Raw genomic sequence first — 15,554 nt, 5'->3', positions numbered from 1 at the left:
AACGCTATTTCGCACGAGGACCCATGATCGTGGAGGACATTTCTTTTACGGTTGACCGAGGAGAAACACTGGCTGTTTTTGGAGACAGCGGCAGCGGAAAATCTACCATTGGTCAGATTTTGGCAGGACTCTTCCCTGTTACCACGGGAGAAGTGCGGTTGGATGGAGAAAAGCTGACCTACCCCTACCGAGGCAAACCCCGCAAAAGGATCCAAATCCTTTTTCAACACCCGGAGGTGGCCTTTGACCCCAAGATGAAACTGGCGGACAGCATGAAGGAGCCGTACCTATTCTTAAAGATGCCCTACTCTCGGAAAACTTTGTGCGGCTATCTGGAGCGGTATGGCATCTATGATGAGCATTTGGAGCGCCGACCAGCGGAGCTCAGCGGCGGTGAGCTTCAACGTTTGGCATTGGCCCGTGCCATGCTTCTGGAACCCTCTTTCCTGGTGCTGGACGAGCCGACCTCTATGCTTGATGTCATCTCACAGGCCCAGATCATCCATTTACTGCAGGAAATCCAGCGGGAAAAGGGACTTGGGTACCTGTTTATATCCCATGACATGGCTCTCTGCAAGCATTTTTGTACAAAGATCCTTCACCTGTCAGGAAGGAAGCTGTGGCCGGCAGAAGAGGGAGCAGATGTGCCGGAACAGTGCCGGCTCTAAGAGGAGAAAATGATGGCCAGAGAAAAGATCAAGCATCCCCCGTATCTAACACCGCAAGAAGTGTGTTATTATCAACAGGTGGTGGAGAGCCTGGCAAAAGAGGGAGTTTCGGAAGCATATCTCCGGCAGGAATATCGGGATTATGCGCCAGATAAGCCGTTGGGGCGGGCAATTTGCGAAAGCTATTCCATCCAGGAGTTGGCGGCGATTCTAACTGAAAGAGCAAAAGAATTGGGCCGTACGCCCACACAGCAGGATATTTTTCCGCTCTACCGGGCGTATCTGAAGCGCCGATTTGGAACCTGGCCCGCCGCGCTCCGGGCGGCGGGGTTGCGGTACGGCATGGAGAAACAGTCAGTAACAGCAGACTGGATGGCGGTGCTCACACAACAGCCGGAGGCAGGCTGGGCACTTCTGGCGTTGTCAGAGCGATGGGTGACTTGCGGGGTACCGCCGCTTCGGCGTGAGATACCAGAAGCGGAGCTGCTCCGCACCCATTTTGGTGCCTGGAATCAGGTCCTGATGGCTGCGAAAACCTTAGACCAATGGCTGGAAGCCCACCCGCTCCACACAGAGCCCCCGGAACCCGAACAGATAAAAGAGCTGGAGGGACTCGCAGGACGCTTGGGACGTACCCCGCTGCGGGAAGAGGTTCCGGAACCACTGCGGCTGACACTCCGCACAGGCTGGCGAAGCTGGGGAAGTATTCTGGAGGCTGCTGGCCTAACACCATTGTCGGGAGATGAAGAGGTGCGGGCAAAGTGGGAGTACCAGCAGCGAATATGTGCTGGGAGCTGTGTACTTACCTTGATACAGGCGCCGACCGCCAAACAGAGCAAATTGCTGGCGCGCCTGGAGGAGATCTGCCGTAGACTGGGCCGCTCTCCGCTCCGGGACGAGCTCTCTCCGTCACTGCGAAATGAGCTGTCGGAAAACTTCGGCTCACTGCGGAATGCGCTCTTTCAACTGGGCAGGGCGCCGCTCACAGGCTCGGAAGCACAGAGGCTCCGCATCAAATTAAGAAAATCAGGCAGCAATAAAGCATCCCACACTTGACAGCACAACAGGAAACTGCTATGCTGATTACAATAAGTAAATACAGGAATGTCATAAGGTGGCGCCGCAGGGCGTCTGAAACGGCAAGCCGGTGAAATTCCGGCGCAGTCTTATCTCTACTGTGTGCGGCTTGGAGCCGTGAGCCAGGAATGTCGACCTTGTGGCGGACAAGAGCATCAAGGTGGAATGCTTTGTCGGTATCTCGTCTTTTTTGAAGGTTCAGAAAAGGCTTTGGTTGGTTTACCCTTTAAAGCGGAGATATCGGCACTGCGTCCACCTTTTGCATGGGTAATCCGGCGGAAAGTGGTCCGCCGGATTTTTTAAAAAGAAAAACACCGGGGGGCTTTGTTTTCGCGCATTTTTTGACGAAAAAGCGATTTTTGATAACTATTTATTGACTTAAGAACTCTGCGGTGCTATAATCTGATGCAGATAAGAACGACCTCTCCCATATGTATCAGAGCTTTCTCGTTCCGGCAGGAAATGCCCAAAACTGAATACTGCATCCGGCTTTTGTGGCAAATGCGCGACCCGGCTCCGGAACACCGGAGCGGACACGCATCCTTGTTCGGCTGAACAAGGGAATCAGGTGTAATTCCTGGACATGTTTTGCGGCAGGAACCGCGGCGAAAGCTGCGGGGACGCGCAATTCAATAGCTGTGATTGTGGAGTATATCCGTTTTCTGCGAAAGCAGGTCACTGGCGGTCGTAATGGCTTAGCTGGGAAGGCGGCGGGTATGCAAGGGCGGTCAATATGGCCGTCGGGACACATCAGTCAGAAGACCTACTAAGAGCTCAATCCCGGGTTTCGGGACTGCTCTGACAAAAAACGCCAGATGAGAGGTGTGCACGGGATCAGTGTACCCTTTCACCCCCTGAAAAGGAGCAAAAGCGGACGTATGATGATACGTCCGCTTTTTTCTTCCATACCATTGGGGATAAAGACGGACGCATTTTATGCGCCTGTCTTTTTTTGTTTGGTGCCGGAGGGAACCGCTCTGTACCTGTATCTGGAGGGACTGCCCGTGGAGAATAAAACATTCCAAGAAGGCCGGTCATTTAACCGAAAGGTCATAGGACGAACCAAAGAGGCCTTGCGGGCTCTGAACATACAGTTTGCACAGGAACATGCCGAGGACAGTAACGATATGCTGCTGGAGTACGTCCGACAGGAGGCGGTCCGCTTTGGATTTACGCCCAACGCCGGCGAGATCATCGGCGGGGCCTACATCTCCTCCCGTTTTGGCGGTTGGAAACATGTGATCGCGGCGGCGGGGCTGCCTTCTCCGAAGCGGCAGAGGCCCATCACCAGCCGGAAGATCTTTCAAGACGAGTTTGAGCGGCAGACGCAGCTCTACGCCCGGGAGCTCCGTGATCAGGAGGCAGAAGAGCATCCGGAGAAGGCAGGAAAACCATAAAGAGAAGGAGGGGAACCCCTCCTTCCGGCATAGGGTTCCCCTATGCCGATTCCTTTCCCAGATTCCAACGGGCCTTTGCCCGTCTCATATGGCCGGTTTGCGGCCGACAACTGAATACCCAGCACCGAAAGCGATATTCCGTGAGCGGAGTAGGCCAGGACGCCGGGAGACCGGCCGAGCCACCAACGGCGGAGAGACGTGGAGCAATGCGGGGCGGCAACTGCACAGGAACGGTATTGGTGTCTGGCGGGAAGGAATGGATCAAGTGTGGAAGGGCCACCGGTACGGCGGCCTCTGCGCTTTGTGACAGGAGCGCGGCGGCGGCCGCATTGGCGGCTGGACACGGATTTGAACCATTGAGGTTTCTCTATCGACCGGCGGAGGGAGGAGGCGAAGGGCAGACAGGGAAACACGAGAGAACATGCGGGATCCTAAACCAGCGGGATATTTTTAAGGAGGTTTTGGGTATGAAAACGAGAAAATTCACAGCCATGCTGCTGGCCCTGACGATGGCATTCAGCTTGCTGTCGGTCAGTGCGGGAGCGGTGATGGACAATGACCATGACCGTATCAGCGTGGATACCGCCGGCGCCCTGTCGGTGGTGTGGGATAGTGAAAACGTAAATTCCAATGATTATCACACGGGAGATATCGTGTCGAGTGAGGACGGCTACTATCCCTCCGGCTTCTACCTCTATGTAGACAGCGCCGAGGACAACGGAATCACCATTACTGGCGGCACCCTGTCCGCGCCTGTGGAGGAAACGGAGGGTGGCACCAAGTATTTGGTGACCAACAGCAGCGGGGGCAGCATTGTGATCAAACTGGAAAATGCGGCCCAGAGCAACAATGTCTATACGCTGAGCTTTGATGCGCCGGAGGGGCAGCTGGCCGGCGGCGCCATCACTGGAGTCCTGCAGGGCTATCTGCCGCTGGGCCAGTATGCCCGTGGTACGATGTGGGGCAGCCCTTATACTGACGGCGGCACGACGGATGGCAGCACTCCCAAGATCCTGGGCGGGTTTTCTTCTACCGGCGTCTCCCTGGGCGCCGGCGGCGGCTACGTCCAGTATGCCCTGCGGGACAGCGAAGGAAACCAGGCCTATATCGAGGATGACCCCAGCAATCCCTATGGCGTGGACTTCATCGTCTACGGCAACGCCTTCAACGGCAACCCTGAGGCGGCCTCTGTCCAGGTCTCCGAAGATGGAAAGACCTGGTATGAGCTGGCCGGAAGCTTGTACTATGACCCCAATACGCTTCGCGATGTGAACATCACCTATACCCTGAGCGGGAGCGATATTCAGTACAGCATCACGGATCCGAACGGGCGCAATCCCGGCGTTTCCTTCCCACTCACCGGGACGTTCAAGGCTGGCGCCGCTGCGTGGTTCCCCACCACGGCGAACTACGGCGGCGTGTGGAAGACGTCCGCCGTCTCCAGCGATCAGACCGTCGGCGCTTCCGCCTTTAACGGCGCCAGCGTGACTTATACCGGCGTTACACTGGTGAAGGACACGGACACCACTGCGGACTATCAATTTGGCTATGCGGATGTCCATATCAATGGCGGCAATTATGGCACCGCGATCAATCCCTACACCGCCGCGGCCACCACGCAGGGCGGGGATGGCTTCGACATTGCGTGGGCGGTAAAGCCGGACGGTACGCCTGCGGGGCTTACAAGCATCAGCTATATCCGGGTATATACATCCGCACTGATGAGCAGCACGGATAACACCACCATCCCCACACCCGGTATCTTCGGTGAGACCTCCGCTGAGGTTTGCGGCATCTACACGGTGACGGGGACTGGGACAGGGACCTCTGCGATACCCTCTGTTTTGATTGATGGTAATCAGGACCTTGCTGGATTGGTGGATATGGGTGGAACAGTGACCAAAGTTGGAAGTGTGACTGTTTACGATATTTCTGCTACTGGAGCGATGAGCGCGGGAAGCGTAGTCACCGCAACCGTAGACAGCGGGAATTTGTATATAAATGAGTCTACTTCTGGCAGTTATACGATTCCTACTGGCACGAATTGTGTTCGGATTATCTCTCAAAATGGTACAGCGTCTCCGAACATCATTCTGATTAGATTCTGAAAAGAATCCCCGGGAGCAAGTATTCGCTTGCTCCCGGGGGATTCTTTTCGATTTTAAGAACATGATGAAGAAAATGAGAACTTTTATAGCATTGCTGTGCATAATGGGAATGTGCATCTCCTGGATACCAACAGGGGTACTAGCGGTTGGAGATCAAGATAATGAAGCAGTTGTTAATATAGTTTATACCATCGGAGAGGCTGCAGAAACCCATGTTGCAGAATTGTCGCTGATTGGAACAACCAAGATAGGACCTAATAGTGGTAATGCCTATTTAGCTGCATTGCCAGAAGGGGCAAAGGTTCAGTCCTATACGTGGAATTCCAAGGTCGGAGCGGTTCTGTTACTGAGTAAAGGAGGTGCGCGGACTGGCATTGCGTCAAGCACGGCGTATGACCATGGTGCGATTATAGCGGATACTTCTAATTATTTACAAAATGGAGAATTTCAAGGGGTAGATGGTAAAGCTGCCATTGCTGCTCAGGGATGGAACACATTAGATGACAATGCGAAAGCAGCTATCCCCCTCACAGGGGTTTCAGGATTCATTCTGCTTACTGCGAAGCCGCGAGCAATCGTCTATGTCCAAATTCCCACTGCGGAAGTGAATACCGAAAGCTTACAGGCATTAGTGGAGTCCGTTCCAACAGATGGATACCATACAAAAAATGATCGCTGGAATGGAAAAAACTACAGCAACCAAGGCTTCTGGCTGGATATGCAGTCTGCGTATCAACAAGCCACTGAACTCTTAAACGGTGGTCAGTCTGCCACGCAGAGTGCGATTGATGATGCGGCAGAGGAACTGGAAAAAGCCATCGCCAACCTGATCCCCACCACCCAGGTCAACGCCACTGTCCTGTATGAAGCCATCCAGGAGGTGGAAAGCCGAGGGTACCGGCAGGAGGACTATACGCCGGAGACCTGGACTGCGTATAGGACAGTCTATGAGAAGGGCAAAGCTTACCTCGCTTCCCTCTATGACCAGGATGGGAACCCCACAATGGAGAACAAGGCTGAGCATCAGGACACTGTGGAGCAGTACGCGGAGGAGTTGCTGGCTGCCGCCGGCGATCTGGACGCTGTTTACACCGGCGACGATCAGGTGACCAGCGCGTCGATCTATCGGCAGTCGCTTGCCGGTATGCTCGCTCAGTTCGCGGGCGCTTTGGAACATGAGAGCGACTATACAAAGGAGAGCTTTACCGCGTTCCAGACGGCCTACCAGGAAGCCCAATCCTACTATCAGCAGCACGGTCCGATAGGGACGTCGGTGTCCGATTCTGTCCTGAATGGATATCAGAGACATGCGGCGGCGCTGTGGTCGGCCTACTACGAGGGGCTGGAGAGCGCGAAGGAAACAATTTCTGTCTCCCTCCGCGTGGCCGACAGCCAGGTTGCCTACGACCTCGCCAGCCCGGACGGAGCGAAGCTGGGACTCCCGCCCTCGGAAGGCATCTATGAGAACCCTGACGTCTCCCTGAGCGGTGCGGGCCGCACCGTTGCCGGACTGGTCGCGTCAGCCGGGCTCCAGCTGCAGGTGAAATACAGTTCCATGACATACCGAGCAACCAATGTCGCGGTCTTCGTCAACGGCATTCAGCTCCGGGATGCCGGATTAAATCCGACACTGCTCCACGGAGTGGCCGTAGCTCGAGAGAAGTGGGGCGACATAAAGCTCCGGGACGGCGATAAAGTTGTGATCCTGTTCGCCCCCACTCCCATGGACAGGGAATACAGCGCCATGGGCGAAACGGCGTATGTCAACACGACAGACTTCTGGGGCCTGCTGTCGTTTGAAGACCATGCGAAGACCGTGGCAGAGGGCGAGGCGCTTACGCTGAAGGTGACCCGAACTGGAGGCTGGGTGGGAAGCTACGACGGCCGCTCTGCGCCGTTCAACGGCGCCCGCCTGCTGGCAGTGAAGCTGGATGAGAGTGGAGCGCCGTCCGGGGAGTACCAGCTTCTGGAGGGGAGCACCGACGCAAGCGGGACGGTGACCACGCATCTCAATGAGGCGGGCCAATATGTGCTGGTTGCGGCGAATCCGGAATCCGTGGTATTTGACCGGACGGCCAGCGGCGCCCAGTACCAGTACGCATCGCTGAACGCGCCCGCCCGGACCACAGTGACGGTCACCCCTCTGAATGAGGAAGAACTTGCGGCGGCGAAGGAAGCGCGCAAGAGCCGTCTGGCTGCGGCGCTGGCCGGATGCAACGCCACTGAGTTGGGAGAAGCCGTCTACGCCCAGGTCAAGGCGGCCCATGATGCGGGAGTGCAGGCCATCGAGAACGCGACAAGCCTTAAAGCGGCCGAAGACGCGCTCTCAAATGCGCTGACCCAAATCAAGAGCCTGGTGGAGAACGCGGAGAAATCCAATAAGGAATCTGTCTCTGCCATGCGGAAATACCTGGCGAAGCTCCCAACAGTGGCACAGATCGGGGAGGGACTCTTCCTGCAGAGCGACATCTCCACCATGCAGAAGGCGAGTTCCCACTATGCCGGGATGACCGGCTACCAGAAATCACAGCTCACCGGCCAGGAACAGGCACAGTGGGAGGCTCTGGTAAAAGCCTATGGCAAGGACGGAAGCAGCCTGCCGAAAAAGACCTTTACGCTGACCTTTGAGTTCATTGGGCAGGAGGGATCCAGTGACCCATTCAAGAGCTTTTTGGCCCATAAAAACAGCGGCTTTCGATATGCGAACTCCCTTGAACTCTCGCCCAATGATGAGTGGTGGGTATATATCCGTACGGAAACCGGCGCTGCATTGAATGAACTGGACTATGAGATCTATCGTGTGGAGTCCACGGGGGCGACACTGAGCGAATTGAGGCTGGATAGGCCCCCAACCGATCCGAAAGGCGGATACGACAGGGGTTGGGAAGGGGTTGCCCCCTTCTACTTCGCTGACTCCACCACAGCGCTCATGCCGAGGAACGATGTGACGGTCACATTTCATATCCGAGGCAAAACATCGGTGGAAAGTCTGCGCAGCAGTGCGCTGGATCAACTGTCAGAGGCGTTCAAGGGCTATAAGCGGTCTGATTACAGCGATACAAACTGGAAGACACTGACATCTGCGTATGACGAGGGCGTGTCCAAGATCAATGCGGCGGAGAACGCCGAAGCAATAAAAACAGCCTTGAGCGATGCCCTCAATGCGATGAAAGCCGTTGAGACGCGCGTTTCCAGCGGAAATCTCGGCAGCGTGCATGTGACCGTTGAGAACACTACTTACGCAGCCGGCGGCTTCTACCAAAACGGCGGGGCCTTTGTGGAGGCGGACATCACGCTTGACAGCGATACCACCATGATGACCGCCATTTTGAAGGCCCTGTCTGAGAACGGCTATGGCTGGAACAACGGGAAAGACACAAATGTCACCTACATCGAAAATGTCTACTATGACAGCAACAGTAATGGCCAGTGGGACAGCGGAGAAACGAAGCTGGCGGCATTTGACGGGAGTGTGAGCTCCGGCTGGATGGGCGTGCTCAACGATTGGTTTACCAACGAGGGATTTGCTTCTTATGCTGTCTCGAATGTGAAGCGCGACTACCGCCTGGTCGATGGTGACGAGATCCGGATGATGTTCACGATGTCCGGGTATGGAAATGATCTGGGTGGAACCTGGGGCAACGGGGACACCAGCCTCAAGGAGCTGGAGGTCACCGGAGGCACCCTGTCTCCGGCTTTCGACGGGGAGACTGCCAGCTATGCCCTGACTCTGGACGGCAGCGCCGTGTCGGTCACACCCACAGCGTCCAACAAAAACTTCCTGGTCAAAGTATTTATCAACAGTAAGACCACGGCCAACAATGTGGAGTACTACCGCCGTGGAGAAAATCTGCCGGTCCAGCCGGGCGACATCATTTATATCGGTGTGGGCGAATACGCCTGGCCGTCCATGAACAACCAGTCCGGCAACACGCTCCGTTATACCGGTACCTGGTACAGCATCCAGGTTTACGAGAGCGGGGCGGACGGCATCCAGGCCCGGATCGACGCCCTGCCCAGCAAGTCGCAGATTACCTACAGCAGCTATCAGACCTACCAGCAGACCGTCGAGGCCCTGCAGGAGGATTACGATGCCCTGGCGGACACGACAGGGATTGACGCCACAAAGCTGACGGAGGCCATCGCGCAGATCCAGGCATTTGCGGCCGTTGACAGGGTCAAGGCTCAAATCGCCGTCCTGCCGGACGCGGCGGCAATCCAGGCAAATCCGTCGGCATACCGCCAGCAGGTGGATAAGGCCAAGAGCGCTTACGACGCCCTGGGTACTGGTCAGCTCTATCTGACAGTGGCCGAAGTCAACCGCCTCAACGAGGCCGTGGAGGCCCTGGGCGGGAGCATACCGCAGGACGACGTGGCCGCGGTGCAGGCGTTCAACGGGCTGGTGGCGCAGATTGGAGAAAAAGTCACCACCGGCAGCAAGAGCGCCATCGAGGCCGCCAGAGCCGGGTATAACGACCTGACCCAAGCGCAGAAGGATCTGGTCGCATCTGCGCCGGACGCATACAACACCCTCCTCAGCGCCGAAGCCGCCCTGCCTGTGGTGGAGCAGATCGCCGCCATTGGTGAGGTCACTTTGGAGAAAGCGGAGGCCATTGCCGCTGCACGGGCCGCCTATGACGCCTATGCCGACAAGTTCAGCGCACAGAACATGGTCTCCAACCTGAATGTGCTGGAGGCCGCGGAAGCTGCGCTGGAGGCCCTTCAGGGCGGCGGACAGGACACTTCCGGCTACCGGGAGGCCCTGAAGGAGGCGCTGAGCTACCTGGCAGGGAGCGTCACCAGCCCAATCGTCGGATCGGAAAAGGGTGAGTGGGCCGTGCTGGCCCAGGCCAGAGCCGGTTCGCTGGACAGCACTACCCGGACCAGTTACCTGGCCAACCTGCGGACGTATGTGCAGCAGCGGGGTGGCGAGCTGGACAAGTCAGCTGACCAGACCCTGCACACCGAGTACTCCCGGGTCGTCCTGGCTCTGACCTCTCTGGGGGAGGACGCGGAGCACTTCCAGGTGGGCGACGTCACCTACAACCTGGTGGAGCCGTTGCTGGAGCCCTCGCAGGATAAGACCAGCGCTTATGCGTATCAGGTCTCTGAGCAGGGCAACAACGGCACCATCTGGGCCCTCATCGCCCTGGACTCCGGCGGCTACCGGAACGATGACGAGGGCAACGCCGCTCGGGCGGCGTGGATCGACCTGCTCATCGACAAGCAGCAGTCCGACGGCAACTGGCCCATCTATAACCCGGATCAGGTGGACACCGAAAGTGAGCTGGGCGGCGTGGATGTCTGCGCCATGGCGGTGCAGGCCCTGGCACCCTACTACCTCGACCAGAGCCGGTTCCAGGCGCTGGGCGCGACGCACTCCCACGCAGAACTCAAGAGCGCCGTAGATAAGGCAGTGAACTTCCTCTCCACCTCTCAGAACGATACCGGAGGCTACGGAAGCGCCGAATCCAGCGCCCAGGTCATTGTGGCTCTGGCCGCCCTGGGCAGAGACGCTGCCACCGACAGCGACTTTACCAAGAACAGCATCAGCGCTCTGGCCGGCCTGCTGGGCTACCAGCAGGAGGATGGAGGCTTCAGCCACGCGACTGGCGGCACCAATCAGATGGCCTCTGAGCAGGCGGCCTATGCCCTGGTGGCTTACGACCGGTTCCAAAAGAAGCAGAGCCCCCTCTATGACATGACCGACGTGTTCACCGGCCAGCCCAGCGACACGCACACGATTCATGCGGAGGCAGGGACAGGCGGAAGCATCGCCCCGTCCGGTACATTTACCGTCGGGGACGGCGCGGATGTGACCTTCACCATCACCCCGAATGACGGCTACCAGATCGCGGACATCCAGGTGGACGGGAACTCGGTGTGGGCCGGAGGCAGCGCAGTACAGAGCGCGATGGCAATCATCTCCGACAGCAATCTCATCGAGGAGGCCGAGACCGCGGAGACCTGCGCGAATGGGACGCACATCGGTGAAAGGGTCGTCATCGGCCGGAGAGCGGCCACCTGCACAGAGCCGGGCTACACTGGAGACACCATCTGCGGAAGCTGCGGCAAAGTGCTGGAGAGCGGTATGGAGACCGGCTTGGCGGCTCACCAGTATGCGAGCGGCTGGCAGTCGGACGCCACAGGCCATTGGCACATCTGCCTGGTCTGCGGGGAAAAGAGCGCTGTGGAGTCCCACGTATTTGAGAACGAGGAGAGCTCCGACCTTCCGGAGACAGGACCCAAGGAGGGCAGCGACGTCGAGGAAACGGAGGACGAGACCGCCCTGACAGAAACCAATGATGAAACCGAGGAAGGCACTGCAGAGACTGAAAACCCGGAGGACAGCCTGCTCAGCCTTGCCGGTATCCACCCGATGCTGCTCATGAACGTGGGCAGCGGGCTGACCCCGGTGGACGCAGCAGCCCCCACGACGGAGGATGCGGTCTGCCAGGTGTGCGGCTACAGCGAGACGGCGGGCAGCACCGCCACTTGTGACCATCACGGCGGCACGACCACCTGCACGGCCCTGGCAATCTGCCAGGACTGCGGGCTGCCCTATGGCGGCTATGCGGAGCACAGCTTCACCGAGATGGTGCACAGCAGCGGGATGCACTGGTCGGTGTGTGCTGATTGCGGCATGGAAGATGTGTCTACCCTGGCCAGTCACAGCTGGGTACTGGATGAGTCAAGCTCCACGGAGACGGCCGACGTCTATGTGTGCTTGGATTGTGGTGCGGAGCGGACAGAGACAGTGGCAGAGGTTTTCCCCATCCCCCTGGAGGAAAACGCGATGCTCACCGCCTCCGCCGCCACAGTTCAGACCTACACGCTGGAAAACGTCACAAGTGACCATACCGTCTCGGTCACGTTTGAGGTGCTCACCCCTGTGATTGAGCAGGAGGTCACCGTCGGCGGAGACACCCAGACGGCAACGATTACAAGCAACGCGATCAGCGAGGCGGTCAAGGCGGTGAAGGAGACAAGCGCCGACACCATCACCGTCATCCCGACCGAGGTCAGCTCCGGTACCCGCGCGGTGAGCGTGGTGCTCCCCGCCGGTTCGGCACACTCTATCGCCAATGCGGGCGCGGGCCTTGCCGTCCAGACGCCCAAGGGCAATGTCACACTGTCTGAGGAAGTCCTGAGCAGTATCCAGGATCCTGGAGAGCTGATCATCCGTGTGGAGGAGACATCCATTCTTACGGTGGCAGAGCAGCTTCCCACCGGCACAGACCTGACCAACAGCACCGCGGTGGAAGTCACCATTACAGTGGGTGGCCAGGAGCTGACCACCTTCGGTGGGCACGGTCTGACCGTTATGATCCCAGTGGGCAGCAACTTCACGCTTGGCCAGCAGTATGACGTCCTGGTCATCAGCGACAATGGTACGGTGGAGACCTTGACTGGCCGGTGCGTCATCTCAGATGGCCAGCGCTATGTGACAGTTAGCGTAGATCATCTGAGCACCTTCGTTGTCTTGGCGGATGCCATGGAAGAGATCTACACCATCACGGCTACGGCCGGCGCTGGTGGCAGAATCGAGCCCGCAGGTGAGACCAAGGTAACGGCCGGCGGCAGCCAGACGTACTACATCACGCCGGATGAAGGCTATGTGGTGGATGACGTTCTGGTAGACTGGAGATCTGTGGGTGCGGTGGACTCTTACACCTTCCGCAATGTGGATGCGGACCATGAGATCCGTGCGACCTTCCGGCGGGGCGTGGAGATCCCAGACTTCGGCCCGGTCATCGGCTCGGTCTATATCAGTGTGGAGAACAACACCTACAGCGGCGGAGACTTCCGCGGCACCCTGGTGTCCGGCTGGTACGACCTGTGCGCCCGGGACACCATGATGACCAGCGTGCTCAAGGCCCTGGCCCTGGGCGGATACTCCTGGTGGGGAACCGGCGCCAGCGACACCGGCGGCTATGACATCACCTATCTCTCCGGTATCTATGTGGACGAGAACAGGAACGGCCGCAAGGACAGCAGCGAGCCCAGCTTGGCTGAGTTCGATGGCGCCAGGGGAGCCGGCTGGATGGGCACCCTCAACGACTGGTTCGTCAACGAGGGCTTCCAGTCCTTCCGGGCCAACGGCAGCGGTAACTATGAGCTGGGTGACGGCGATTACCTGAACATCGTCTACACCTGCAACTTGGGCGAGGACGTGGGGAGCCTCTGGGGCAACACGGATACCAGCCTGGCCTCCCTGCGGATCAGCGGAGGGACCCTCCGGCCCAGCTTTGACGGCGACACCCTGGAATATACCCTGAGCATTTCCGGGAACAGTGCGCGGGTCACGGTGACTCCCACTGCCGTCAACAAGAACTACATGGTAAAGACCTTCCTGAACTACTATAACCGCGATTCCGCCTGCTACAAGCGGACGCAGACCATCACTGTAAAACCTGGTGACGTCCTCTACATCGGCGTGGGCGAGCCCTCCTGGCCCTCCATGAACAACCAGGGCTCGGATGCGGTCAACTACACGGCGACCCGGTACACCATTACAGTGGTCAGCAACAACAGTGCGGAAGCGGTCATCGAGATGATCAAGGCCCTGCCGGAAATCACCTATGCCAACTACAAAACGCAGGCTGCAAAGGTAGCGGCTGCACGAGCCGCCTATCATGCGCTGAGCAGTGATTCCAAGGCAAAGGTGAGCCGGACGCTTCTGGACAAACTGGAGGAAGCAGAGGCAAAAGTAAAGTTCTATGAACAGATCGACGACGTGAAAGAGCTGCTGAGGGCTTTGCCCAAGGTGGATCGGGGTAGCACGCCCAGTACGCGTCTGATTCAGCAGGTAAAGGAGGCGGCGGCAGCTTATAAAAATCTGAACGAGGAACAGAAAACGTATATCACTGCGGAAGATGCCGAGTGGTACGAAGCCCTGCGGCTTTGGCTGATTGAAACCGGAGCAGTAAAGCCCGACGAACTGCCGGTCATTGATGGCAATTTTGTCATGCCTGAGCTGGACGGGATTGAGATTCTTTTGGAACCCAAGGCGACCGTGGACAGCAATGGGAAGGCCGTTGCCACCGTGACATCTGCGGAGTTCAATACCCTTCTGGAGGAGGCTGTGGAGGCCGGCGCTACTCTAATCGTTATCGCACCCACCGGTGCGGAGCGGGCGACCGACATCTCCGTGGAGCTGCCCCGAAGGGCGCTCAGCGGCGTGATCGACGAGACGGACGCCGGACTGGCCGTTCGCACACACCTTGGTGAAACGAATATTCCCAACAGTACTCTGGCAAAGATCCTGGAAGAGGCGAACGGGCAGGATTTGACTGTCCGTATGGAGGAGCATCCAGCTTCCGAAGCCAGAACCCTCCTGGCGAACAAAGTGGATATCCCGGAAGACCGCCTGGAGGATGCCAGTGTCACTAAAGTGACCATCACTTCCGGCAGTAAATCCATCACCAGCTTTGGCGGGCGTGCCATTACCCTGCTCCTGCCTGTGAGTGAAAGCCTGTTCCAGACCGGTAAACGCTGTGTCGTGTACCAGATCAGTGAAAGCGGCGCGGTGGATGAGCTGACAGGACTGTGCAGGAGACAGAACAACCAACTTTGGGTAGAGGTCACAACAACACACCTGAGCACCTTTGTAGCTGTCCCGCCCATCCGGCTGCCATTCACTGATGTGAAGGAAAGTGACTGGTTCTATGACGCGGTGGTCTATGCCTATATCAATGAGCTTTTCAACGGTACCAGCGCCACCACCTTCTCGCCCAATGATACCATGACCCGCGCCATGCTGGTGACGGTGCTTTGGCGAATGGAAGGTGAACCCACGATGAACAGCACCGAGCCCTTTAACGATGTGGTAGCGGGAAACTGGTATACCAACGCAGTGGTATGGGCCAATGGCTCCGGGATTGTCAACGGCACCAGCGCCACGACCTTTGATCCAGACGGCAGCGTGACCCGTGAGCAGATCGCTGCGATCCTGTACCGCTATGCCAAGACCAAGGGCTGGGATGTCAGCAGTGCATCCGGGCTGGGCAGTTTCCCGGACAGTGAGCAAGTCTCCGATTGGGCGGCCCGGGCTATTGAGTGGACTTATGCGGAAGGACTGATCACCGGCAAGGATGGCGGCCGTTTGGATCCTCAGGGCCAGGCAAGCCGCGCTGAAGTGGCAACGATCCTGATGCGCTTTCTGGAAAGTCGTTCCTGACGAATCCAGGGGCACAAAAGCGGAAATCATGACAAAAAAGTGCGTGAAATTCGCCGCAGGCTTACCCCTCCCGTAACAGCCGGGGAATCACAGAATCTGGCTGTGCGGGATGGGTACGGCCAGG

Annotated in this window: 5 protein-coding genes and 2 riboswitches; all 5 genes read left to right on the top strand. The window is 57.9% G+C overall.

Features of this window, described 5'->3' with window-relative positions; translation table 11 throughout:
• The first annotated feature begins 23 nt into the window (after positions 1–23).
• The 5 genes from ACTNBK_RS05955 to ACTNBK_RS05935 all read left to right on the top strand — a co-directional run bounded on the left by ACTNBK_RS05955 (position 24) and on the right by ACTNBK_RS05935 (position 15,430).
• Entirely contained in the window at positions 24–668 is a 645-nt protein-coding gene (locus tag ACTNBK_RS05955; RefSeq protein ID WP_441144468.1) for an ABC transporter ATP-binding protein, read from the top strand.
• A 12-nt stretch (positions 669–680) separates the two neighbouring features.
• Complete coding sequence (locus ACTNBK_RS05950) at positions 681–1,724, top strand: homing endonuclease associated repeat-containing protein (RefSeq protein ID WP_441144466.1); 1,044 nt, start codon at positions 681–683, stop codon at positions 1,722–1,724.
• Between the two features lie 39 nt (positions 1,725–1,763).
• A riboswitch (cobalamin riboswitch) is annotated at positions 1,764–1,899 on the top strand.
• A gap of 404 nt (positions 1,900–2,303) precedes the next feature.
• Positions 2,304–2,510: riboswitch (cobalamin riboswitch) on the top strand.
• A gap of 239 nt (positions 2,511–2,749) precedes the next feature.
• A complete protein-coding gene (locus ACTNBK_RS05945) occupies positions 2,750–3,142 on the top strand; it encodes a homing endonuclease associated repeat-containing protein (RefSeq protein ID WP_441144465.1) in 393 nt (130 codons plus the stop codon).
• A gap of 467 nt (positions 3,143–3,609) precedes the next feature.
• Positions 3,610–5,250, top strand: a complete 1,641-nt coding sequence (locus ACTNBK_RS05940; RefSeq protein WP_441144463.1) for a hypothetical protein — start codon at positions 3,610–3,612, stop codon at positions 5,248–5,250.
• Between the two features lie 718 nt (positions 5,251–5,968).
• Positions 5,969–15,430, top strand: coding sequence for an S-layer homology domain-containing protein (locus ACTNBK_RS05935; RefSeq protein WP_441144461.1), 9,462 nt, complete (start codon positions 5,969–5,971; stop codon positions 15,428–15,430).
• Positions 15,431–15,554 lie beyond the last annotated feature (124 nt).

Source organism: Intestinimonas sp. HCP28S3_D6, from assembly GCF_052065695.1.
In the GTDB taxonomy this organism is placed as follows: Bacteria; Bacillota; Clostridia; order Oscillospirales; family Oscillospiraceae; genus Intestinimonas.
Note: the sequence above shows the minus strand (reverse complement) of the source record. Positions and strands in the feature narration are given on the sequence as shown.